Source organism: Streptomyces sp. BR1, assembly GCF_052373795.1.
Taxonomy (GTDB): domain Bacteria; phylum Actinomycetota; class Actinomycetes; order Streptomycetales; family Streptomycetaceae; genus Streptomyces.
The window spans coordinates 2,296,131-2,317,456 of the sequence record NZ_CM126252.1; the positions used below are offsets into that span (position 1 = coordinate 2,296,131).

General features: G+C 71.1%; 23 protein-coding genes. 12 read left to right on the top strand and 11 right to left on the bottom strand.

Going from position 1 to position 21,326, the window contains the following annotated elements:
* Positions 1–11 precede the first annotated feature (11 nt).
* Together ACT1U9_RS09600 and ACT1U9_RS09605 are read left to right on the top strand one after the other, a co-directional pair.
* Positions 12–680 carry a hypothetical protein gene (locus ACT1U9_RS09600; protein ID WP_444537929.1) on the top strand — a complete coding sequence of 223 codons (669 nt, stop codon included), beginning with the start codon at positions 12–14 and terminating at the stop codon, positions 678–680.
* Positions 667–1,077 carry a VOC family protein gene (locus ACT1U9_RS09605; RefSeq protein ID WP_444537930.1) on the top strand — a complete coding sequence of 137 codons (411 nt, stop codon included), beginning with the start codon at positions 667–669 and terminating at the stop codon, positions 1,075–1,077. The genes ACT1U9_RS09600 and ACT1U9_RS09605 overlap by 14 nt, the downstream gene beginning before the upstream one ends.
* Before the next feature lie 6 nt (positions 1,078–1,083).
* On the opposite strand, the gene ACT1U9_RS09610 is transcribed toward ACT1U9_RS09605, so the two are convergent.
* The 6 genes from ACT1U9_RS09610 to ACT1U9_RS09635 form a co-directional block, all read right to left on the bottom strand.
* Entirely contained in the window at positions 1,084–1,440 is a 357-nt protein-coding gene (locus ACT1U9_RS09610; RefSeq protein ID WP_444537931.1) for a GntR family transcriptional regulator, read from the bottom strand.
* Entirely contained in the window at positions 1,440–2,411 is a 972-nt protein-coding gene (locus ACT1U9_RS09615) for a DUF1648 domain-containing protein (RefSeq protein ID WP_444537932.1), read from the bottom strand. Before ACT1U9_RS09615 ends, ACT1U9_RS09610 begins: the two co-directional genes overlap by 1 nt.
* Positions 2,412–2,555: 144 nt before the next feature.
* The gene (locus tag ACT1U9_RS09620) at positions 2,556–3,005 is read right to left on the bottom strand and encodes a DUF6304 family protein (protein WP_444537933.1); all 450 of its coding nucleotides are present in this window, start codon (positions 3,003–3,005) and stop codon (positions 2,556–2,558) included.
* A 58-nt stretch (positions 3,006–3,063) separates the two neighbouring features.
* Positions 3,064–3,639, bottom strand: coding sequence for a dihydrofolate reductase family protein (locus tag ACT1U9_RS09625; RefSeq protein ID WP_444537934.1), 576 nt, complete (start codon positions 3,637–3,639; stop codon positions 3,064–3,066).
* 327 nt (positions 3,640–3,966) lie between these two features.
* Positions 3,967–4,998 carry a family 2 encapsulin nanocompartment cargo protein polyprenyl transferase gene (locus ACT1U9_RS09630; protein WP_444537935.1) on the bottom strand — a complete coding sequence of 344 codons (1,032 nt, stop codon included), beginning with the start codon at positions 4,996–4,998 and terminating at the stop codon, positions 3,967–3,969.
* 145 nt (positions 4,999–5,143) lie between these two features.
* Positions 5,144–6,541: a family 2B encapsulin nanocompartment shell protein gene (locus ACT1U9_RS09635; RefSeq protein WP_444539053.1), complete on the bottom strand. Its 1,398-nt coding sequence runs from the start codon at positions 6,539–6,541 to the stop codon at positions 5,144–5,146.
* A gap of 195 nt (positions 6,542–6,736) precedes the next feature.
* On the opposite strand from ACT1U9_RS09635, the gene ACT1U9_RS09640 reads away from it, so the two are divergent.
* From ACT1U9_RS09640 to ACT1U9_RS09655, 4 genes are all read left to right on the top strand, one after another.
* A complete protein-coding gene (locus ACT1U9_RS09640; RefSeq protein WP_444537936.1) occupies positions 6,737–7,189 on the top strand; it encodes an RrF2 family transcriptional regulator in 453 nt (150 codons plus the stop codon).
* Positions 7,190–7,314: 125 nt separating this feature from the next.
* Entirely contained in the window at positions 7,315–8,514 is a 1,200-nt protein-coding gene (locus tag ACT1U9_RS09645) for a globin domain-containing protein (RefSeq protein WP_444537937.1), read from the top strand.
* 119 nt (positions 8,515–8,633) lie between these two features.
* On the top strand, positions 8,634–9,224 hold the full coding sequence (locus ACT1U9_RS09650) for an N-acetylmuramoyl-L-alanine amidase (protein WP_444537938.1): 591 nt from the start codon (positions 8,634–8,636) through the stop codon (positions 9,222–9,224).
* A gap of 22 nt (positions 9,225–9,246) precedes the next feature.
* Complete coding sequence (locus ACT1U9_RS09655; RefSeq protein ID WP_444537939.1) at positions 9,247–10,149, top strand: 1-aminocyclopropane-1-carboxylate deaminase/D-cysteine desulfhydrase; 903 nt, start codon at positions 9,247–9,249, stop codon at positions 10,147–10,149.
* 3 nt (positions 10,150–10,152) lie between these two features.
* On the opposite strand, the gene ACT1U9_RS09660 is transcribed toward ACT1U9_RS09655, so the two are convergent.
* Positions 10,153–11,751, bottom strand: a complete 1,599-nt coding sequence (locus tag ACT1U9_RS09660; protein ID WP_444537940.1) for a Na+/H+ antiporter — start codon at positions 11,749–11,751, stop codon at positions 10,153–10,155.
* Positions 11,752–11,791: 40 nt separating this feature from the next.
* Here ACT1U9_RS09660 and ACT1U9_RS09665 point away from each other — a divergent pair, with 40 nt between their 5' ends.
* The 3 genes from ACT1U9_RS09665 to ACT1U9_RS09675 all read left to right on the top strand — a co-directional run bounded on the left by ACT1U9_RS09665 (position 11,792) and on the right by ACT1U9_RS09675 (position 13,732).
* Positions 11,792–12,052 (top strand): UBP-type zinc finger domain-containing protein, encoded by a 261-nt coding sequence (locus tag ACT1U9_RS09665; protein ID WP_444537941.1) that lies wholly within the window; start codon positions 11,792–11,794, stop codon positions 12,050–12,052.
* A gap of 304 nt (positions 12,053–12,356) precedes the next feature.
* Entirely contained in the window at positions 12,357–12,770 is a 414-nt protein-coding gene (locus ACT1U9_RS09670; RefSeq protein ID WP_067163834.1) for an anti-sigma regulatory factor, read from the top strand.
* A gap of 14 nt (positions 12,771–12,784) precedes the next feature.
* Positions 12,785–13,732 carry an RNA polymerase sigma factor SigF gene (locus tag ACT1U9_RS09675; RefSeq protein ID WP_444537942.1) on the top strand — a complete coding sequence of 316 codons (948 nt, stop codon included), beginning with the start codon at positions 12,785–12,787 and terminating at the stop codon, positions 13,730–13,732.
* A gap of 18 nt (positions 13,733–13,750) precedes the next feature.
* Here ACT1U9_RS09675 and ACT1U9_RS09680 read toward each other — a convergent pair whose 3' ends face one another.
* On the bottom strand, positions 13,751–14,215 hold the full coding sequence (locus tag ACT1U9_RS09680) for a hypothetical protein (RefSeq protein ID WP_444537943.1): 465 nt from the start codon (positions 14,213–14,215) through the stop codon (positions 13,751–13,753).
* 103 nt (positions 14,216–14,318) lie between these two features.
* Here ACT1U9_RS09680 and ACT1U9_RS09685 point away from each other — a divergent pair, with 103 nt between their 5' ends.
* Together ACT1U9_RS09685 and ACT1U9_RS09690 are read left to right on the top strand one after the other, a co-directional pair.
* The gene (locus ACT1U9_RS09685) at positions 14,319–15,287 is read left to right on the top strand and encodes a diacylglycerol/lipid kinase family protein (RefSeq protein ID WP_444537944.1); all 969 of its coding nucleotides are present in this window, start codon (positions 14,319–14,321) and stop codon (positions 15,285–15,287) included.
* Positions 15,288–15,602: 315 nt separating this feature from the next.
* The gene (locus ACT1U9_RS09690) at positions 15,603–15,860 is read left to right on the top strand and encodes a WhiB family transcriptional regulator (protein ID WP_004937597.1); all 258 of its coding nucleotides are present in this window, start codon (positions 15,603–15,605) and stop codon (positions 15,858–15,860) included.
* Between the two features lie 203 nt (positions 15,861–16,063).
* On the opposite strand, the gene ACT1U9_RS09695 is transcribed toward ACT1U9_RS09690, so the two are convergent.
* Positions 16,064–17,530: a sensor histidine kinase gene (locus tag ACT1U9_RS09695; protein WP_444539054.1), complete on the bottom strand. Its 1,467-nt coding sequence runs from the start codon at positions 17,528–17,530 to the stop codon at positions 16,064–16,066.
* Positions 17,531–18,000: 470 nt separating this feature from the next.
* Between ACT1U9_RS09695 and nagB the strand changes: the two genes are divergently transcribed.
* Positions 18,001–18,786 (top strand): glucosamine-6-phosphate deaminase, encoded by a 786-nt coding sequence (nagB, locus tag ACT1U9_RS09700; RefSeq protein WP_444537945.1) that lies wholly within the window; start codon positions 18,001–18,003, stop codon positions 18,784–18,786.
* A 170-nt stretch (positions 18,787–18,956) separates the two neighbouring features.
* On the opposite strand, the gene ACT1U9_RS09705 is transcribed toward nagB, so the two are convergent.
* A complete protein-coding gene (locus tag ACT1U9_RS09705) occupies positions 18,957–20,462 on the bottom strand; it encodes a glycoside hydrolase family 3 protein (RefSeq protein WP_444537946.1) in 1,506 nt (501 codons plus the stop codon).
* Positions 20,463–20,471: 9 nt separating this feature from the next.
* Positions 20,472–21,326, bottom strand: a complete 855-nt coding sequence (locus ACT1U9_RS09710) for a carbohydrate ABC transporter permease (RefSeq protein WP_444537947.1) — start codon at positions 21,324–21,326, stop codon at positions 20,472–20,474.

A 21,326-nucleotide genomic window follows, 5' to 3' on the forward strand; every position in this document is an offset into this window, starting at 1 on the left:
GTGCGAGTGACATGAGCTACTGGGACGCGGACGCGCAGCGCTGGGTGGAGGGACCGGGACCGTCGGGCCCGGAGGGCTTCGGAGAGCCCTGGCAGCCGCCCCCGGACGACAGTCTGCGGCGCATGCTGATCGTGGTGTTCGTCGCGGTCCTGCTGTGCGGGGCGGCGGGCACCGGCATCTGGTGGCTGGCCCGCGACCACGGCGGCGGCCACCACCCGTCGGCGCCGCCCTGGCCGCCCCCGGGATTCGCCACGGACGCCCCGACGGATACGCCCACCTTCCCCGACACCACGGAGCCGACCGCCGAGCAGACGGCCGCGACCGACGAGCCGACCACCGACACGATCCCGGCCACCGGCGGACCGAGGGCCACGGTGACGACCTACTACACCGCCCTCAACCGGGGCGACTACAGCACCGCGTGGGCTCTGGGCGGCAAGAACCTCGGCCAGGACTACAGCTCGTACGTCTCCGGCTTCGCCTTCACCCGGCGGACCGAGGTCACCGTGCTGTCCGTGGCGGGCGACACCGCCTATGTCAACATCGCCGCAGACCAGAACGACGGCACTCGGCGCACCTACTCCGGCACGTACACCGTGCGCAACGGTGTGATCACCAACGCCAGTGTCCACCAGTCGGGTTGTGCGTCCGGGGTAGATTCGAGCCATGGCACCTCATGAACCTCCGTACACCCGGCTCCTGGTGGAGCGTTACGAGTCGACCTTCCGGTTCTACACGGCCGTGCTGCCCAAGCTGACCGGCTGCGCCCTGGCCAGAGGCAACGAGGCGTCCGGCTATGCCAGTTGGGACGACTGCGAGGGGCGTACGGCGTTCGCGCTGTTCTCCCGGGACGCCATGGCCGGGGCCGTCGGGGGCGAGAACGCGCCGGCGGGCGGCGGGTCGCTCGTGATCCATGTGGACGGGGCGCAGGCGCTGGACGCGGCCGTCGAGCTGTGTGTCGGCGAGGGCGCCACGGTCGTCGCCCCGGCCCAGGACCGGCCGCAGTGGGGACCCAGCCTGCGCACGGCCCACCTGCACGACCCGGACGGGAACCTGGTGGAGCTCCAGACGTACTGAGGCCCCCTACTGGAGGCCGGTGCGGACCAGATGCAGCACCTCGTCCTCGCTCAGGCCCAACTGCCGTGCCTCGTCGACCAGTTCGCGTACACGCACAAGCAGTTGGGCCCGGGCGCGGTTCGACGTCGTGTCGACCACGACCGCGCCCCGGCCCCGCCGCAGCTCGATCAGGCCCTCCTCGCGCAGGCGCTGGTAGCCGCGCAGGACCGTGTGGACGTTGACGCCCAGGGAGTCGGCGAGGGCGCGCGCGGCGGGCAGGCGTTCGCCCGGGTCCACCTTGCCCTCGGCGATCGCGCGGCGCACCGAGGCGGCGATCTGGTCGCCCAGCGGCAGCGGCGAGGCCGGGTCCACCCGGAACAGCATCAGCGCCTCACCGCCTCGCGCTCGGCCAGCGTGTTGAGCAGGGCCGCGGCCGTCGCCGAGTCGGACACCGTCACCGCGAACTCCCGCCCGCCGGTGCGCCGTACGACGATCGCCTCGCCGGAGCGCAGGATCAGACCCGACCGGCCCGGCCGGACCCGGTAGCCCCAGCCACCGTACTCCGCGAGCGCCTTCACTTCCCGGCTCACCGCCCGGTCCACCTCCGCCAGCGGTATCCGCACACGCGGCCAGGGCAGCACGGTCGGGCGGGCGGTGAGACCGTGCCGGTCGACCGTCACGTACGCGCAGGAGCAGAGCAGCGTGAGGAGTCCGCAGACCAGCGGCGCGGCGGCCCGGCCCCAGCCGTAGACGTAGGTCAGCCCGCCACCGGCGGCGAGCAGCGCGAGGCCGACCGCGCACAGCGTCCGCGACGGCGCCCGCCGGGCCCAGCCCGCCACCTCGCTCTCGCCGAGGTCGAGGTGCTCGACCAGGCCCGGCCCCGGCGACGGCACGACCGCGGGCAGCTTCACCAGACGCAGCAGCAGCGTCCCCGCCCCCGCCGCCAGCGCGCCCACCCCAAGGCCCACCGCGAGATGCCACAGCGGCATCCGGGCCTCGCTGCCGTCGACGGCGTCCGCGTTCACGCACAGCGCGACCGCCATCAGATAGCCGACGAGACCCGCCACCGCGTACCCCGCGCCGACCGCCCAACGCGCCCCGCGCACCGCGAAGTCGGCGGTAGCGGCGATGGCCCCCCAGACGACGGCGAGGCCGACCGAGAGCCCGATGTCCACGATGACCCACGACGTACGGCCGGCGTAGTCGCTGGGGGCGCCGCCGCTGCCGTTGAACTGGCTGGCGAGCCGGTCCGGCAGCCGGTCGCGCAGGACGGCGAAGAGGATCAGGTCGACGGCGAGGGCCAGCAGGAACGGCAGCGTGGCGAGAGCCACGAGCCGGTATCGCGCCTGATTCATCGATACCTTCATTGTTCTCATAGTAGTAGAACAATGACGAGACGACAGGGAGATCGACCACCCCAACTTGCCTTTATTGACGGCTTCCTGACGCAGATGGCACACAACCACCTGCGTCAGGACCGGAATCCGAGCTTCCGCCCGTCAGGTCAGTTCGAGCACCGACGGCTGGAGCCGTGCCCCGGAGGGCAGTTGGCGCCGGATGTCGTCGAGCACCGAGCCGAAGTCCAGCTCGGCGCGCCCCGAGGCGTACACCGCTCCCCCGAGGTGCAGCGCGAGCCCGACCTCGGGCTCCGGCGGTTTGAGGGAGAGCAGGCAGCTCAGGGTGGCGTGCTGGACCGCCCCGTCGGCGGACGCGACCGGTACCGGCATGTCCCACTCCAGGACGAAGTCGCGAAGAGTGCCGCCGTCGAGCGCGAACGAGCTCTGAGACGGTATGCCCGGTACCGCTACCGGGCCGAGCGAGTCGAAGCCCGCTCCGGCGAAGTCGACCCCCCTGATACGGGTGCGCAGATGCGCCCCGTCGGCGGTGATCGTCAGCGCTTCGGATCCATGGCGGTCTCGGTACCAGCCCGCCCAGGACTGTGGTGTCATGGGCGGGAGATTAGCGGCGTACCCTGCTGTTCGTCACAGGGCGTGACCGAAATGGGAGTTAGCGCTTCCTTGTGTAAGTGGTGACGACTGTACCGTTTTCGAAGGAACGGCTCCCGGTCGGCACGAACGCGCGGGGCCCGAACCCGGCCCGGAACAAGGGGATTCCGGCACCTGCGACAACGGGATAGCTCTTGATGACAAGCTCGTCGATCTCATCGATGAGCTGCCCGGCAAGGTCGGCGCCACCGCAGAGGTAGAGGTCGAGCCCTTCCTCGCGCTTGAGCTCCCGCACATACGCCACCGGGTCCCCGGCGACGACCTCCACGGCCGGATCGGGCGACTCAACGAGACTGCGCGAGAACACGATCTGCCGCAGATGCGCGTACGGGTTGGTGATGCCCTCCCGCAGGGCGGGCTCATACGTCCCCCGCCCCATCAGCACCGTGTCGTACCGCGAGTTGACCGCCCCATCGATCCCCATGGCCTTACGAACCCCGGTCGGCAGAGCGTCGGGAAGCTCCCCGACCATGAACCCGACGAGCTCATCGCTGACCGGGTAGAAGTCGTACGCCCCGTCGGGGGCGGCGGTGAACCCGTCGATGGAGAGGGCGACGCAGTAGGAGAGCTGACGCAAACTGACCTCTCTTTGGTTGTGGGGTCCACTGACGGTCCCGGGCGGCTTAAGGGGCGCGGGGGCTGTGGCTGTTCGCCACGGTTCGGGGCCACTTAAGGGCCACGGGGCTGTGGCTATGCGCTACGGTCCCGGGCAACCTAACGGGCGCGGGGAACTGCGCGACCAGCCACGCACGGTCCGCAGTCAAAAGATGCCCACACTCCGCTGATCCTCAACTGACCGCATCGATCCTGGAATTGGCTCTCCCCGAGTCAGGGATCGAGGGCCCCGGCGGCAGCCCCGGGGACCCTCGACCCCGCCCCCCTCGGGCGGACAAAGCGAGCCCGGTCACCGGGACCGACGCGTCACGAACTCGGCCAGGGCCAGCAAATCCCCCGCCGCGGCGAGATCCGGCACGGCCCCGGACAACTGGTCCAGGGCACGTGCCATCCGATCCGCCGCATGGATCTGCGCCCAGTCGCGCCCACCCGCCCGATCCACGGCCCCCGCCGCCCGCCGGACCGCAGCCGCCCCCATCGGCCCCCGGTACAGCTCGGCGAGTTCGGTAGCGGCGGGCGTGCCCGAGGTCAGCGCGGCCACCACCGGCAGCGACTTCTTGTGCGCGGCGAGATCGGCCCCGGCCGGTTTCCCGGTACGCCCGGGGTCGCCCCAGATGCCGATCAGATCGTCGATGAGCTGGAAGGCGAGCCCCGCCTCCCGCCCGAACGCGTCGAGCGCCGCCACCTCTTCGGCCCCGGCCCCCGCGTACAGCGCCCCCAGCGAACACGCGCACCCCAGCAGCGCGCCCGTCTTCGCCATCGCCATGTCGATGCACTCGTCGAGCGACACCTCCTGCGGGCCGCGCTGCTCGAAGGCGCAGTCCGCCTGCTGCCCCGCACAGAGCTCGATCACGCACGACGCGAGCCGGGCCGAGGCGGCCGGGGCCGCAGGATGGCCGTCCTCGGCGAGCAGCCGCAGCGCCAGGGCGAGCATCGCGTCCCCGACGATGATCGCGTCCGGCGTCCCGAACACGGTCCAGGCGGTGGGCCGATGGCGCCGGGTGGCGTCCTCGTCGATCACGTCGTCGTGCAGCAGCGTGAAGTTGTGGACGAGCTCCACGGCGGCCGCCGCCCGCAGCGCGTGCTCCGGGTCGCCGCCGAGCGCGCGGGTGGCGGCGAGGACCAGCGCGGGCCGGATCGCCTTGCCCGCCTGCCCGGCGGCCGGTGTGCCGTCGGCGTGCTCCCATCCGAAGTGGTACATCGCGACCCGCCGTATCGAGCCGGGCAGCGACTCGACGGTGTCCCGCAGATGCGGATTGACCGCCACCCGGGTCCGCTCCAGCAGGTCGACGGCCTCGCGTCCCTCGACGGCTTCCCCCATGACCAACTCGACATTCCTCTCGCCGTGTTCGATACGCCGTGGCCGATGCGCCGCGCAACCGGGGCGCCGTGTGCACGCTCGCCATGACCGGTGGGCGGCCGGCGGACCTCCCCAGGCGCCGACCGCCCACGCGGGGTCCACCAGGTCAGCGCCAGCGGCTGACTTCGACGTTCTCCAGCACCCCGAGCGCGTCCGGCACGAGGATCGCGGCCGAGTAGTAGGCGGTGACCAGGTACGAGATGATCGCCTGCTCATCGATCCCCATGAACCGCACCGACAGACTCGGCTCGATCTCGTCCGGAATCCCGCTCTGCCGCAGCCCGATCACACCCTGCTCGTCCTCACCCGTACGCATACAGATGATCGACGTCGTCCGCTCCGGCGTGACCGGGATCTTCCCGCACGGGAAAATCGGCACCCCCCGCCACGTCGGGATCCGGTTCCCGTTGATCTCAATCGACTCCGGCACCAGACCGCGCTTGTTGCACTCACGCCCGAACGCCGCGATCGCCCGCGGATGCGCCAGGAACAACTTGCTGCCCCGCCGCCGCGACAGCAACTCATCCATGTCATCCGGCGACGGCACCCCGTCATGCGGCTGCAACCGCTGCCCGTAATCACAGTTCGCCAGCAACCCGAACTCCCGGTTGTTGACCAGCTCATCCTCCTGGCGCTCCCGCAACGCCTCCACCGTCAGCCGCAACTGCTGCTCGGTCTGGTTCATCGGCTGGTTGTACAGATCCGCCACCCGTGAATGGACCTTCAACACCGTCTGGGCGACGGAGAGTTCGTACTCACGCGGCGCACCCTCGTAATCGACGTAGGTGTGCGGAATGACGGGCTCGCCCACGTGGCCCGCCGCGAGGTCAATGGCCGCCTCGCCGTACTTGTTGGTGCGCTGCTGCGGCAGCAACGCCACCCCGGCCAAGTGCTCGTGCAACGACGGCGCCCGCTCCGCCAGGTTCAGCACATCCGCCCGGGTGAGCACCAGCACCGTGCACGCCGTGGCCGCCCGCGCGGCGGCGTCCCACACCGCCTCCCCGGAGACCAGCGCCTGCTCCCCCAGATACGCACCGTCCGCCAGCACACCCAACACAGCCTCATCGCCATACGGGCCGGCGCCGATCCGCTCCACACGCCCATGCGCCAGCAGATACACCGCATCCACCGGATCACCCGCCGCCGCCAGCACCTGCCCCGCCGCGAACTCCCGCTGCTCACACCGGTTCGCCAGCTCCGTCAGCGCCGCCTCGTCCTCGTAATCCCGCAGCGCCGGCAGCTCCCCCAGCTCCGCCGGGATCACACTCACCCGCTCACCCGTCTGCACAAAGGTGACCTTCCCGTCACCCACCGAGTAGCTCAGCCGCCGGTTCACCCGATACGTACCACCCTGCACCTGCACCCACGGCAGCATCCGCAACAGCCACCGAGAGGTGATCTCCTGCATCTGAGGAGCGGACTTGGTGGTGGTCGCCAGATTCCGCGCCGCCGCGGTACCAAGACTCTGCTGCGCGCGGTTCTCGGACCCTGCCTCGACCGACATGCGATTCCCTCTCGATCTTCCGATCATGAGCTGACCTGCGGCAAGAAGCCTTCCAGCACGGACCGTGCCCACGCCATTACACAAATGAGTGGGAATGGAACGGCGTCGGCGGGGCATGTTGCGTTTCCCCGGGGGCCAACCTCACCATCCGGCCACAAAGTTGCACAAGAGATGCAAGTTATCTACGGTGAGGCCATGCGGCTGACGAGATTCACGGACCTGGCGCTTCGCGTACTGATGCGCCTTGCCGTCGTCGAGGACGGCACCCAGGAGGTTCCGCCCACCACCCGCGAGGTGGCCGAGATCATGCGGGTGCCCTATACGCACACCGCGAAGGTCGTCGCCAGGCTCCAGCACCTCGGGCTCGTCGAGGCGCGGCGCGGCCGTGGCGGCGGGCTCACGCTCACCCAGGCCGGCCGCCGGGCCTCGGTCGGCGGGCTCGTCCGCGAACTGGAGGGCCCCGGCGACGTGGTGGAGTGCGAGGGCGGTACGCCGTGCCCGCTGAACTCCGCGTGCCTGCTGCGCGGGGCACTGCGCCGCGCCCAGGAGGCGTTCTACTCCTCGCTGGACCCGCTCACCATCGGCGACCTCGTCACCTCGCCGACGGGCCCGCTGCTGATCGGCCTGGGCCGGGCGCCCGCACCGTAAACGGGCGGACCCGAGCGGCAGCCGCTGAACCGACACGCCTTCGGGCTTCACCACGCCCAAAAATACGACTTTCAGATTCCAATTATCGACCACCGACCACGTCATCGAGTCATCGAGGAGCCCCGTTGCTGTCCGAGAAGTCGACCGCGACCGTCCGTGCCACCCTGCCCGCCGTCGGCGCGGCCATCGGCACCATCACCGAGCGGTTCTACGAGCGGCTGTTCGCGGCCCGTCCCGAGCTGCTGCGCGATCTGTTCAACCGGGGCAACCAGGCCGCCGGGGTCCAGAAGCAGGCGCTCGCGGGCGCCATCGCCGCCTTCGCGACCCACCTCGTGGACCACCCGGACGACCGCCCCGACGTGATGCTCGGCCGTATCGCCCACAAGCATGCCTCGCTCGGGATCACGGCCGAGCAGTACGAGGTCGTCCATCTGCATCTCTTCGACGCGATCGTCGAGGTGCTCGGCGAGGCCGTCACGCCCGAGGTCGCCGCCGCCTGGGACGAGGTCTACTGGCTGATGGCGAACGCCCTGATCGCCATCGAGGCGCGGCTCTACGCCGAGCAGGGCGTCCTCGCCGGTGACGTCTGGCGCGAGTGGACCGTGGTGGGGCGCTGCGACGAGACCGCCGACGCGGCCACCTTCCGGCTGCGCCCCGCCGACGACGCCCCCGCGCCCGGCTTCCGCGCCGGCCAGTACGTCTCCGTCCAGGTCGAACTCCCGGACGGCGCCCGCCAGATACGCCAGTACAGCCTCAGCGGCGCCCCCGGCTCCACCACCCGCTCGATCACGGTCAAGCGGGTCCGGGGCGCGGCCGGGGCGCCCGACGGCGAGGTCTCCCAGCATCTCCACGCGCGCGTGCGCGAGGGCGACCGGCTGCGTGTCTCGGCCCCGTACGGCGATCTCGTCCTCGACGACACGGACGCGCCGCTGCTGCTCGCCTCGGCGGGGATCGGCTGCACGCCGATGCTGTCGATGCTGGAGCAGTTGGCGGACTCGGGACACCGCGCCCCGGTGACCGTGGTGCACGGCGACCGCTCCCCCGCCGAGCACGCGCTGCGCGAGGACCACGCGGCCCTGACCGCCAAACTCCCCGATGGCGCCGCCCACTTCTGGTACGAGCGGCCGGACGCCGGTCACCCCCTCGACCGTACGGGCCTGGTGGACCTGGACTCGGTCGCGGTCCCGCCGGGCACGCGCGCGTACCTGTGCGGACCGCTGCCCTTCATGCGGGCGGTACGCACACAGCTGCTCGCCAAGGGCGTTCCGGCCGCCGACATCCACTACGAGGTGTTCGGCCCCGACCTCTGGCTGACGCGGGACTGAGCCGAACCGGGCGGTCTGTCCGGATCGGCTCGCACACCGCCCGAACAGATCGCCCAGGTACGGAAGTTCCGGTAAGAATCGGCACACTTCATTCCGTACCACCTGCAAAGGAGTCGGCCATGGCCCCACCCATGTCCGCTGACCAGTTCCTCGCCGCACTGCGTGCCGAAGGCCTGCGGGTCGTCGAGGTCGGCGAGTGGCGCACCCACAACCGGGCCGGGCACGGCGCCTGGGGCCCGATCAACGGCGTGATGATCCACCACACCGCCACCGAGGGCGCCGACGCGACCGTACGCGTCTGCTACGACGGCTACGAAGGCCTGCCCGGCCCGCTCTGCCACGGCGTGATCACCAAGGACGGCACGGTCCACCTCGTCGGCAACGGCCGCGCCAACCACGCGGGCGCGGGCGACGGCGACGTCCTGGCGGCCGTCATCGCCGAGAAACGTCTGCCGCCGTGCGACGAGGCCGACACCGACGGCAACGCGCGCTTCTACGGGTTCGAGTGCGAGAACCTCGGCGACGGCGCCGACCCCTGGCCGGATGCCCAGCTCGAAGCCATCGAGAGAGCGGCGGCCGCGATCTGCCGCCACTACGGATGGACCGAGCGGTCGGTGATCGGCCACAAGGAGTGGCAGCCCGGCAAGGTGGACCCGCGCGGCTTCACCATGGACTGGCTCCGGGGCAGGATCGCGGAGCTGCTGAAATGACGGTGAAGGCGACAATGGACGCGTGACCCCAGAAGCGCTCGACCTCACCTCCCGGCTGCGGCCGCGCATTCCTTCGCCACTGCAAGGGATCGAGGACGAGCGCTTCACCCGTCACGGCGTACGCCTCCTCCTCAAGCGCGACGACCTGATCCACCCGGCCCTGCCCGGCAACAAATGGCGCAAGCTCTCCCTGAACCTCCAGGAGGCGGCCGGGCGGCCGGTGCTCACGTTCGGCGGGGCCTACTCCAACCATCTGCGGGCGACGGCCGCAGCCGGGCGGCTGCTCGGCTTTCCCACGATCGGCGTCGTCCGGGGCGACGAGCTCGCCCACCGCCCCCTGAACCCCTCGCTCGCCCAGTGCGCGGCGGACGGCATGCGGCTGCACTTCGTCGACCGCTCGACGTATCGGCGCAAGGCCGAGCCGGAGGTGCTGGAGGCGCTGCGAGAGCTCTTCGGCGGCGACCCGTACCTCGTCCCCGAAGGCGGCAGCAACTCCCTTGCCGTGCAGGGCTGCACGGCTCTCGGGCGCGAGCTGCACGGCCTCGCCGATGTCGTCGCCGTCGCGTGCGGGACCGGCGGCACCCTCGCGGGACTGGCCGCCGGGCTCGCGGAGGGACAGCGGGCCATCGGGTTCCCGGTGCTGCGGGGCGGGTTCCTGGCCGACGAGATACGGGAGTTGCAGCGCCGCACTCTCGGCGAACCCACCGCGAACTGGTCCCTGGACGAGCGGTTCCACTGCGGCGGTTACGCCCGTACGACACCCGAACTCGACGCCTTCGCGGCCGACTTCGAGGCCCGGCACGAACTGCCCGTCGAACGTCTCTATGTCGCCAAAATGCTGTACGGGCTGCTCACGCTCGCCGAAGAGGGCTCGTTCCCGAAGGGAACGACCGTGGCCGCCGTCATCACCGGACAGCCGCTCTAGGGCTCACGACTCGCCCTCCCGGTACGCCGCCGCCTCCTCCAGGTCCAGTCGGCGCAGCAGCGTCCGCAGCATCTCGTCGTCGATGCGCCGCGCGTCCCGCAGCTGGACGAAGACCTCGCGCTCGGCGCCGATCATCTCCCGCGACAGCCTGCGGTAGACGTCGTCGGCCGACTCGCCGGTCACCGCGTTCACCTCGCCCAGGCGCTCCCACACGGAGTTGCGGCGCCGCTCCAGGACCGTGCGCAGCCGGTCGGCGAGCGGCGCGGGCAGCGCGTTGGCCTCGTCGGCGAGGAGCTCGTCCAGACGGGCCTCGGCGGCCGCGGAGGCCTGGCTCTGCGCCTGCGCCTCGGCCAGTGTCTCGGCCCGCGCGTCCCGCCCCGGCAGCTTCAGCGCCCGGATCAGCGGCGGCAGGGTGAGCCCCTGCACGACCAGCGTGGCGATGACCGTCGTGAACGTCAGGAAGAGCACCAGGTCGCGCGCCGGGAACGGCAGGTCGTCGTGGGTCGTCATCGGGATCGAGAAGGCGATGGCGAGCGAGACCACACCCCGCATCCCCGCCCAGCCGACGATCACCGGCGCCGTCCAGTTCGTGTCGGGCTCGCGCACGCGGATCCGCTCGGAGAGCACCCGGGGCAGGAAGGTGGCCGGGAAGACCCAGACGAACCGGACCACGACGACCGCCGCGAAGACCCCCACCGCGTACAGGGCCGCCTCCCAGCCCTCGTACGCGCCCAGGCCCTTGAGCACCACCGGCAGTTGCAGCCCGATCAGCGCGAACACCGCCGACTCCAGGACGAACGCGACCATCTTCCAGACCGCCGCCTCCTGGAGCCGGGTCGCGAAGTCCACCTGCCAGGAGCGATGGCCCAGATGGAGCGCCACGACCACCACGGCGAGCACCCCGGACGCCCCGACCTGCTCGGCCGCCGCGTACGCGACGAACGGGATGAGCAGCGAGAGCGTGTTCTGGAGCAGTGCCTCGGTCAGATGCGTGCGCAGCCAGTGGATCGGCGCCATCAGGATCAGGCCGATCCCGACCCCGCCGACAGCCGCGAGCGCGAACTCCCGCACCCCGCCCGCCCAGGTCGCCCCCTCCCCGACGGCCGCCGCGAGCGCCACCTTGTAGGCGGTGATCGCGGTGGCGTCGTTGACCAGCGACTCGCCCTGCAGCACCGTGGTGATCCGGCCCGGCAGGCCGAGGCGCCGGGCGATCGCGGTGGCCGCGACCGCGTCCGGCGGCGCCACCACCGCGCCGAGCACCAGGGCCTCGGTCAGCGGCAGGTCCGGCACCATCAGGTAGGCGAGCCAGCCCACGGCCACGGTCGCGAACAGTACGTAACCGACCGAGAGCAGCGCGACGGGCCGCAGATTGGCCCGCAGGTCCAGATACGAGCTGTCCACCGCCGCCGTGTACAGCAGCGGCGGCAGGATCAGCGGCAGCACGACGTGCGGGTCGAGCGCGTACTCCGGCACGCCCGGCACATAGGCCGCCACCAGGCCCGCGGCGACCAGCAGCAGCGGCGCCGGCACCGGTGTGCGGCGGGCCGCCCCGGCCACCGCCGCGCTGCCCGCCACCAGTGCCACCAACGGCAGTGCGTCCATCCCAGCCCCCTCACAGCCGGACCGTCGTAACCTGGCAATCATGAGCGAGTGCCCGCACGTTGCCGAACTGCCGCGCCCCGAGCCCGCGCCACTGAGCGACACGTGCCCCGAGTGCCGGGCCGCCGGGACCCACTACGTCCAGCTGCGGCTCTGTCTGGTCTGCGGCTATGTGGGCTGCTGCGACTCCTCGCCGATGCGCCACTCCACCGCGCACCACAAGCACACCGGCCATCCGGTGATGCGCACCCTGGAGCCGGGCGAGAACTGGCGCTGGTGCTTTGTGGACAACCTCCTGGTGTGAGGCGTGAGGTCGGGAGGGCCCGGACGGTTCGACGGCCTTCGGCCTGGGTACGTCAACCCGGCGCCGGTTCACAGCAATTGGGCACCGCACACCCCTAGCCACTGTCCGTGCTCATATGCTTACCATGAGTGACACCTGCCGGGAGGGGTCCCGGCGACACGGCACCATGGATCGCGATAGCGTCGCCCCCCGAGCACACACGATCGCGTGGACGACGCACGATCACCGCATTACGTACCGCATGGCCCCGGAGGCGTCCCCTCCGCCGGGGCCCGAGAGAGCTTGTGCCACCTTGGAGGTGAGGGTGTCCCAGATCGCAGGCGAGCCCGGGAATCAGGACTTCGTGGAAGTCCGGCTGCCGGCCGCGGGTGCCTACCTGTCGGTGCTGCGTACGGCCACGGCCGGCCTCGCGGCACGTTTGGACTTCACCCTCGACGAGATCGAGGATCTGCGTATCGCGGTCGACGAGGCCTGCGCGATCCTGCTCCAGCAGGCCGTTCCCGGCTCCGTACTCAGCTGCGTGTTCCGCCTCGTCGACGACTCGCTGGAGGTCACGGTCTCCGCGCCGACGACCGACGGCCGGGCCCCCGAGCGCGACACCTTCGCCTGGACGGTGCTCTCGGCGCTCGCCGGCAAGGTCGACTCCTCGGTCGCCGACGACCGTACGGTCTCCATCAGCCTGTACAAACAGCGCGGCGCGGGACCCGGACCGGCGTGAGCGGGGAGGGTCCGGTGCGGGACGACGAGCACATCCCCGAGACGCTGCCGGAAACGCGGCGCTCCGCGGGAATCCCGGAGCAGCAGGCCCGGCCGCACCCGGTGGACGGACTTGACGGCCTCAAGGCCGTGGCGGAGCAGACGCGGCAGGCAGAGCGGGCGGCCCACATGAGCGAGCACATCGAGCACACGCGACAGCACCACGACCCGCAGGACCGCAGCGGGGCGCGGGCGATGTTCATCGAGCTGCGCAAGCTCCCGGACGGCTCGCCGGAGAAGGCCGAGCTGCGCAACAAGCTGGTCCGGATGCATCTGCCGCTGGTCGAGCACCTGGCCCGGCGCTTCCGCAACCGCGGCGAGCCGCTCGACGACCTGACCCAGGTCGCCACGATCGGCCTGATCAAGTCGGTCGACCGGTTCGACCCGGAGCGCGGCGTGGAGTTCTCGACGTACGCGACACCGACGGTCGTCGGCGAGATCAAGCGGCACTTCCGCGACAAGGGCTGGGCGGTCCGGGTGCCGCGCCGCCTCCAGGAGCTCCGGCTCGCCCTCACCACGGCCACCGCGGAGCTCTCCCAGCAGCACGGCCGCTCGCCCACGGTGCACGAGCTGGCGGAGCGCCTGGGCATCTCCGAGGAGGAGGTCCTGGAGGGCCTGGAGTCGGCCAACGCGTACTCCACGCTCTCCCTCGACGTCCCGGACACCGACGACGAGTCACCGGCGGTCGCGGACACCCTGGGCGCCGAGGACGAGGCGCTGGAGGGCGTCGAGTACCGGGAGTCGCTCAAGCCGCTCCTGGAGGACCTGCCGCCGCGCGAGAAGCGGATCCTGCTGCTGCGCTTCTTCGGCAACATGACGCAGTCGCAGATCGCCCAGGAGGTCGGCATCTCGCAGATGCACGTCTCGCGCCTGCTGGCCCGCACGCTGGCCCAGCTGCGCGAGAAGCTGCTGGTGGAGGAGTGACGCGCTGAGCGGGGCCCGCTAGGGCGCGTCCGTCCCGCCCGCGCCCCGCACGCCCAGCGCCTGGGCCGTGGCCGGGTTGACCAGCAGGACGAGGCCGGTCACCGCGGCGACGGCCACCGCGATGCCCACCGGGATCGCCGGGCCGTTCGCGGTGAGGAACATCCAGGCCACCGGGAGCGCCAGGATCTGGGTGATCAGCGCGGGTCCGCGGCTCCAGCGGCGGCGCAGGAAGAGCCCGCGCGCGGCCAGCAGCGGGATGAGGCCGAGGACGATCATGGTCACGCCGCCGGTCTCCGCCGTGCGCGGCTGGTGCGGCCTGCCCATCAGCCCGATGATCAGCATGTAGAGGCCGACGCCGACCAGGGCCAGGCCCTCGATCGCGGCGATCGCGGCCGCCTGGGTGAGCCGGCGGGGGCGCGGCCCGTCCGGGGCTCCGGCGCCGTCGTGCTGCTGCTCGCTGTCGGGGTGCTGCTCAGTACTCACCCCAGCAGGGTAGCCCCGTACGTAAAGGATCTTGAGTGCGCCCGCGTACGTCACACAGGGGCGGGACTGCGCCGGGTACCGCCCGGTAGGTACCCTGGCGACCATGCGTGCACTTCTCGTGGTCAACCCGGCGGCTACCACCACCAGTGCCCGCACCCGTGATGTCCTCATCCACGCCCTGGCCAGCGAGATGAAGCTGGAGGTCGTGACCACGGAGTACCGGGGGCACGCCCGCGATCTGGGACGGCGGGCGGCGGATGACAGCGATATCGACCTGGTCGTGGCGCTCGGCGGCGACGGCACCGTCAACGAGGTCGTCAACGGTCTGCTGCACAACGGCCCCGACCCGGAGAACCTGCCGAACTTCGCCGTGGTCCCCGGCGGCTCCACCAATGTCTTCGCGCGCGCGGTCGGTCTGCCCAACGAGCCGGTGGAGGCGACCGGGATACTCCTCGACGCGCTGCGCGAGGAGCGGAGCCGGGTGGTGAGCCTGGGCCTCGCGGCCGGCACGCCGGGCACCGAGGACGAGGGCGTCCCGTCCCGCTGGTTCACCTTCTGCGCCGGATTCGGTTTCGACGCCGGGGTCATCGGCCGGGTCGAACAGCAGCGGGAGCGCGGAAAGCGCTCGACGCACGCGCTGTACCTGCGCCAGGTGGCCAGACAGTTCCTCTCCGAGCCGCACCGCGGCAAGGGCAGGATCACCCTGGAGCGGCCGGACCAGGACCCGGTCGAGAACCTGGTGATGTCGATAGTGTGCAACACCGCCCCCTGGACCTACCTGGGCAATCGCCCGGTCTTCGCGGCTCCGGAGGCGTCCTTCGAGACCGGCCTCGACATGCTGGCGCTCAGCAAGCTGTCGATGTCCACGGCGACCCGTTACGCGACCCAGCTGCTGACGTCGACGCCCGAAAAGGGTCCACACGGCAAGCACGCCGTCTCCATGCATGACCTCACGGACTTCACCTTGCATTCCAAGGCCCCGCTCCCCTTCCAGATGGACGGCGACCACCTGGGTCTGCGCACCAGCGTGACGTTCACAGGCGTACGCCGTGCACTGCGTGTGATTGTGTGAGTGGAAGGGCCGAAAGTCCTTTAACTCGAACGTTTGGGCTGGGCCCCACCCCATAGAAGTACGACTGTGACCCAGTCGACACCGAGGAATCAAAAAAAACTTTCCGGAAGGGGTTGTATCCGCCGCCGAGGTTTGCGAATCTCTACATGGCGATCGGGACGGCCCGCAACACCGGCCTCCGTGAGAGCCAGAACCCCTCCTCAGCTTCGGACCACAACCAGTTCACCTGGAAGTCGGCCCTTCCCTTGCGGGGGGATTCGTGAAAGCGTTCACATTCACAAGCCACCGTATGAAATACCAAGAGAGGTAGCAGCCATGGACTGGCGTCACAACGCCGTTTGTCGTGAGGAAGACCCCGAGCTGTTCTTCCCCATCGGCAACACCGGTCCTGCGCTGCTGCAGATCGAGGAAGCCAAGGCCGTCTGCCGTCGCTGCCCCGTGATGGAGCAGTGCCTGCAGTGGGCGCTTGAGTCCGGCCAGGACTCCGGCGTCTGGGGTGGCCTCAGCGAGGACGAGCGCCGCGCGATGAAGCGCCGTGCCGCTCGCAACCGGGCGCGCAACGCGACCGCCTGATCCCCCCTCTGCCTAGGCCCGCGCGGCGCGTACAGCGAGTACGCACTCACCGCCCCCCGAGCCGCAGCGCGCAGCAGTAACCCACAGCATTCGAGCCCCGGACCGATCCACTGGTCCGGGGCTCGCTGCTGTGTGCGGTGTTCACGACTGCATCGCCGTACGCGGTGTTCACGATCGCGTACGGGGAAAACCGGCGGACCGGGTTACTTCTCCGCCCGCACCGGCACGTCGAGCACGACCTGGGTACCCCGCTCGGGCGCCGCCACCATGTCGAAGGCGCCGCCCAGTTCGCCCTCGACCAGGGTCCGGACGATCTGGAGGCCGAGGTTCCCGGCCTTCTGCGGGTCGAATCCCTCGGGCAGCCCGCGGCCGTCGTCGCGCACAGTGATCAGCAGCCGGGCGTCCTCGCGGGTGCCGCCGCGTACGGCCGAGACCTCGACCGTGCCGTGCTCCCCCTGGGCGAAGGCGTGCTCCAGGGCGTTCTGGAGGATCTCGGTCAGCACCATCGCGAGCGGGGTGGCGACCTCGGCGTCGAGGATGCCGAACCGGCCCGTACGCCGGCAGGCGACCTTGCCCGGGGAGATCTCCGCGACCATCGCGAGCACCCGGTCGGCGATCTCGTCGAACTCGACGCGCTCGTCCAGGTTCTGCGAGAGCGTCTCGTGCACGATCGCGATCGAGCCGACGCGGCGCACGGCCTCGTTCAGCGCCTCGCGCCCCTCCTCGGACTCGATCCGCCGGGACTGGAGGCGCAGCAGGGCCGCGACCGTCTGGAGGTTGTTCTTCACCCGGTGGTGGATCTCCCGGATGGTGGCGTCCTTGGTGATCAACTCGCGCTCGCGGCGGCGCAGTTCCGTGACGTCCCGCAGCAGCACGAGCGACCCGATCCGGGTGCCCTTCGGCTTGAGCGGGATGGCGCGCAGCTGGATGACCCCGCCGCTGCCCTCCACCTCGGCCTCGCGCGGGGCGTATCCGCTGGCCAGTTTGGCGATCGCCTCGTCCACCGGGCCGCGCGAGGGCGCGAGTTGGGCGGTGAGCTCGCCGAGGTGGTGCCCGACGAGGTCGGAGGCGAGGCCGAGCCGGTGGTACGCGGAGAGGGCGTTCGGGGACGCGTACTGGACGATGCCGTCCGCGTCCAGCCTGATCAGCCCGTCGCCCGCGCGCGGCGACGCGTCCATGTCGACCTGCTGCCCGGGGAACGGGAACGACCCGGCGGCGATCATCTGCGCCAGGTCCGAGGCGGACTGGAGATAGGTGAGCTCAAGGCGGGAGGGGGTGCGCACGGTGAGCAGGTTCGTGTTGCGCGCGATCACTCCCAGCACCCGCCCCTCCCTGCGTACGGGGATGGACTCGACCCGGACCGGGACCTCCTCGCGCCACTCCGGGTCGCCCTCGCGCACGATCCGGCCCTCGTCGAGAGCCGCGTCGAGCAGCGGGCGGCGGCCGCGCGGGACGAGGTGGCCGACCATGTCGTCCTGGTAGGAGGTGGGCCCGGTGTTGGGCCGCATCTGCGCGACGGACACGTACCGGGTGCCGTCCAGGGTCGGGACCCACAGCACCAGGTCGGCGAAGGAGAGGTCGGAGAGCAGCTGCCACTCCGAGACCAGCAGGTGCAGCCACTCCAGGTCGGACTCACTGAGAGCGGTGTGCTGGCGTACGAGGTCGTTCATGGAGGGCACGTCAGCGAGGGTACCCGCGCGGGCCGCGGCGCCGGGTCGGGACCCTCGGCCCGTCCGGCACCGCAGCCCGGATATTGCCGGCCGACGGGTGTGCGGTGCCCCTCGGCCTTACGGGAGGTGCCCGGCCCGGTCAGGGCAGAGAGTGCCGTGCACCTCGTCCGGTCTCCTGTGCGGGGAGGCCGGAGGTCTGCTGGCCATTGTGGACTAGACCATTCCTGGCTGTCCATCCGTTTGCGTTGACGCGTCCCGGCCGCGGACGCCCCGGCCCAGAGTGCCACGTTCGGCGCCGTCATGCGCGATGCCTCCGAATGGCGGTCTCCGTATGCGTTCCGGAAACCCGCGCGACCGACGATGGAAGAAGGCCCGACAGTAGGTGCGACCGCCCGCCGAAAGGACCCTCACCTCTGCTAGATTGGTCTATACCACATACGGTTCTCACGTCTCCAGATCGGCAGGCCCACGTGGAAGTTGTCATCGTCCCGGACGCCAAGGCGGGCGGCGAGCTCATCGCGGAGTCCATCGCGGCCCTGTGGCGCCGCAAGCCCGACGCCCTCCTGGGCGTGGCCACCGGCTCGACCCCGCTGCCCATCTACGACGCGCTGACGGCCAAGGTCGCCGCCGGCGGCGTCGACGTCTCGCGGGCCCGGGTCTGCCAGCTCGACGAGTACGTCGGGCTGCCGGCCGGGCACCCCGAGTCGTACCGCGCGACCGTGCTGCGCCAGGTCGTCGAGCCGCTGGGGCTCGCGGCCGACTCCTTCCTGGGCCCGGACGGCTCGGCGGACGACGTCCAGGCCGCGTGCGAGGCGTACGACCGGGCGCTGGCCGAGGCGGGCGGGGTGGACCTGCAGATCCTCGGCATCGGCACCGACGGGCACATCGGCTTCAACGAGCCCTGCTCCTCGCTCGCCTCGCGCACCCGGATCAAGACGCTGACCGAGCAGACGCGGGTCGACAACGCGCGCTTCTTCGACGACGACATCGAGCAGGTGCCGCACCACGTCATCACCCAGGGCATCGGCACGATCCTGGAGGCCCGGCACCTGGTGCTGCTCGCCACCGGCGAGGGCAAGGCCGAGGCGGTCGCCCAGACCGTCGAGGGCCCGGTCGCCTCGGTCGTCCCCGCCTCCGCGCTCCAGCTCCACCCGCACGCGACGGTGGTGGTCGACGAGGCGGCGGCGTCGAAGCTGAAGCTCGCGCACTACTTCCGCCACACGTTTGCCAACAAGCCGGTGTGGCAGGGCCTGTAACGCGCTTTGCCGGCTGACCGCCGGTGGGGGCTGAGCGCGCAGTTCCCCGCGCCCCCTTAGATGCGCCCGGAGGGCGCTCCTAGGGGCGCGGGGAACTGCGCGAGCAACCCAGCACGGTCCGCAGACGAACAACACCCCTCGGAGAGTTTCGGGAAGGGGTGGGGTGGGGGTCAGACCCCGGCGACAACCTCCGCCGCCGCCCGCCCGCACACCCTCGCCGCGCCGTGCGTCGCGATGTGCACCGCCCCCCTCGGAGGCGCCTGGGGCACGCCCATTTCGATCACCACCGTGTCGGGGCGCGCCGACAGCAGGGTGTGCAGGGCCGCCGACATCCACGGATGGCGGTGCTCGTCGCGGACGACCGCGACGATACGGCGGGTGCCCGCCGCGGCGAGGACCTCGGACGCATCCGCGTCCGGCCCGTACGTCCCCGTCTCGGTCCCCGGCACCAGCGCCGAAAGCTCCGCCCCCACCCCCCACGGCGTCTCGTCCCCGACGGCGATGTTCGCGACCGGGGTGAACGACGCCACATAGGGCGCGGCGGCGAGCGGCGCCGCATCCCCCGTCACGCGCAGCGCACGCCGCGCCGCGACCAGGCCGATGTCGGTGCCGGGCGCGGTCCCCTCCTGCATGTCCGCGCCCGGCCCCGCAACGTCCCCCCTGGCCCGCCTGGTCCAGGACGCGAGCGCGCGCACCCGCGCCGCCGCGTCCGCCAGGCGTGACTCGGGCAGTTCGCCGGCCCGTACCGCCGCGACGAGGGCGTCGCGCAGCCGCAGCACGGTGTCCTCGTCCGCAAGGCCGCCGCCGACGCACAGCGCGTCGGCGCCCGCCGCGATCGCGAGGACCGAGCCGCGCTCGATCCCGTACGTCGAGGCGATGGCCTGCATCTCCACGGCGTCGGTGACGATCAGCCCGTCGTAGCCGAGTTCGTCCCGCAGCAGTCCGGTCAGGACACGCGGGCTCAGCGTCGCCGGGCGGGTCGGGTCGAGCGCGGGAAGAAGAATATGCGCACTCATGACCGACTTGGAACCCGCGGCGATGGCCGCGCGGAAGGGCACCAGTTCACGGGCGTGCAGCGTGTCGAGGTCGACGTCGATACGGGGCAGCGCGTGGTGCGAGTCGACGGCGGTGTCGCCGTGGCCCGGGAAGTGCTTGGTGCAGGCGGCGACTCCGGCGGACTGGAGCCCCTCGATGTACGCCGCGGTGTGCCGGGCGACGAGGTGCGGGTCGGCGCCGAACGACCGTACGCCGATGACCGGATTGCCCGGATTGGAGTTGACGTCGGCGGACGGCGCCCAGTTGAGGTCGACCCCGCAGGCGGCCAGGCGGCGGCCCAGCTCGTGGGCGACGTCCCGGGTCAGCGCCGTGTCGTCGACCGCGCCGAGCGCGAGGTTGCCGGGGAAGGAGGAGCCGGTGCGGACCTCCAGGCGGGTGACGTCCCCGCCCTCCTCGTCGATGGCGACCAGGACATCGCCCCGCTCGGCCCGCAACTGGGCGGTGAGCGCGGCCAGTTGGGCGGCCGAGGCGATGTTGCGGCCGAACAGGCCGACCGAGGTCAGGCCCTCGCCGATCCGGCGCAGCAGCCAGTCGGGGGCGGTGGTGCCGACGAAACCGGGCTGCAGGACGGTGAGGGCGTCACGCGTCAGAGTGTCGGTGCTGCGTGCGATCGTCGTCATGGAGCGGCGTCATCCCTTCACGGCGCCGGCCGTCAGACCCGCGGCCATCTTGCGCTGGACGAGGAGGAAGAGCGCCACGATGGGGACGGCCATCAAGGTGGAGCCGGCCATCATCGGGGCGAACTCGGTGCCGTGCTGGGTGGTGAAGCTGGAGAGCCAGACGGTGGCGGTCTGGTGGTTCTGGCTCATCAGCATCAGGGCGTAGAGGTATTCGTTCCACGCCTGGATGAAGCCGTAAACCGAGGTGGCCACCATGCCCGGGGCGAGCAGCGGGAACACCACGCGCAGGAACGCGCCGGTGCGGCTGCACCCGTCGACCATCGCCGCCTCCTCCAGCTCCTTGGGGACGTTGACGATGAAGCCGCGCAGCGTCCAGACCGTGAAGGGCAGGATGAAGGTGAGGTAGGTGAGGATCAGACCGGTCAACTTGTCGTACTGACCGAGGTCGTTGAGGAGCAGGAAGACCGGGATGATCATCGCGACCAGCGGGATCATCTGCACCGCGAGGATGCCGACGATCACGATCTTGCGGCCCCGGAAGGCGAACCGCGAGATGGCGAGCGCCGCGAGCAGCCCGACCGCGATCCCGATGACCACGACGACGAGCGAGACGATCAGCGAGCGGCCGATCGAGCCCCAGAAGTCGCCGATGTCCAGGGCCCGGCGGAAGTTCTCCAGGGTGAACGTCCGCGGGAAGAAGTGCGGGTTGGGGTCGATCGCGTCCTTGGCGGGCTTCAGCGCCGTGTTGAGCATCCAGTAGGCGGGGAAGCCGGCGGTGACGAAGACGAGCAGGCCGAGCAGGTTCCAGCCGAGCTTGGACTTCTTGCGGCGAGGGCGCGCGGGCGCCGTGGCGGAGGCAGCCAT

What these genes read in the sequence shown, in the direction of transcription:
- ACT1U9_RS09600 (WP_444537929.1), top strand. Translation starts at nt 12, where the DNA reads ATGAGCTACTGGGACGCGGACGCGCAGCGCTGGGTGGAGGGACCGGGA.
- ACT1U9_RS09605 (WP_444537930.1), top strand. Translation starts at nt 667, where the DNA reads ATGGCACCTCATGAACCTCCGTACACCCGGCTCCTGGTGGAGCGTTAC.
- ACT1U9_RS09610 (WP_444537931.1), bottom strand. Translation starts at nt 1,440, where the DNA reads ATGCTGTTCCGGGTGGACCCGGCCTCGCCGCTGCCGCTGGGCGACCAG.
- ACT1U9_RS09615 (WP_444537932.1), bottom strand. Translation starts at nt 2,411, where the DNA reads ATGAATCAGGCGCGATACCGGCTCGTGGCTCTCGCCACGCTGCCGTTC.
- ACT1U9_RS09620 (WP_444537933.1), bottom strand. Translation starts at nt 3,005, where the DNA reads ATGACACCACAGTCCTGGGCGGGCTGGTACCGAGACCGCCATGGATCC.
- ACT1U9_RS09630 (WP_444537935.1), bottom strand. Translation starts at nt 4,998, where the DNA reads ATGGGGGAAGCCGTCGAGGGACGCGAGGCCGTCGACCTGCTGGAGCGG.
- ACT1U9_RS09635 (WP_444539053.1), bottom strand. Translation starts at nt 6,541, where the DNA reads ATGTCGGTCGAGGCAGGGTCCGAGAACCGCGCGCAGCAGAGTCTTGGT.
- ACT1U9_RS09640 (WP_444537936.1), top strand. Translation starts at nt 6,737, where the DNA reads ATGCGGCTGACGAGATTCACGGACCTGGCGCTTCGCGTACTGATGCGC.
- ACT1U9_RS09650 (WP_444537938.1), top strand. Translation starts at nt 8,634, where the DNA reads ATGGCCCCACCCATGTCCGCTGACCAGTTCCTCGCCGCACTGCGTGCC.
- ACT1U9_RS09660 (WP_444537940.1), bottom strand. Translation starts at nt 11,751, where the DNA reads ATGGACGCACTGCCGTTGGTGGCACTGGTGGCGGGCAGCGCGGCGGTG.
- ACT1U9_RS09665 (WP_444537941.1), top strand. Translation starts at nt 11,792, where the DNA reads ATGAGCGAGTGCCCGCACGTTGCCGAACTGCCGCGCCCCGAGCCCGCG.
- ACT1U9_RS09685 (WP_444537944.1), top strand. Translation starts at nt 14,319, where the DNA reads ATGCGTGCACTTCTCGTGGTCAACCCGGCGGCTACCACCACCAGTGCC.
- ACT1U9_RS09690 (WP_004937597.1), top strand. Translation starts at nt 15,603, where the DNA reads ATGGACTGGCGTCACAACGCCGTTTGTCGTGAGGAAGACCCCGAGCTG.
- ACT1U9_RS09695 (WP_444539054.1), bottom strand. Translation starts at nt 17,530, where the DNA reads ATGAACGACCTCGTACGCCAGCACACCGCTCTCAGTGAGTCCGACCTG.
- ACT1U9_RS09705 (WP_444537946.1), bottom strand. Translation starts at nt 20,462, where the DNA reads ATGACGACGATCGCACGCAGCACCGACACTCTGACGCGTGACGCCCTC.
- ACT1U9_RS09710 (WP_444537947.1), bottom strand. Translation starts at nt 21,326, where the DNA reads ATGGCTGCCTCCGCCACGGCGCCCGCGCGCCCTCGCCGCAAGAAGTCC.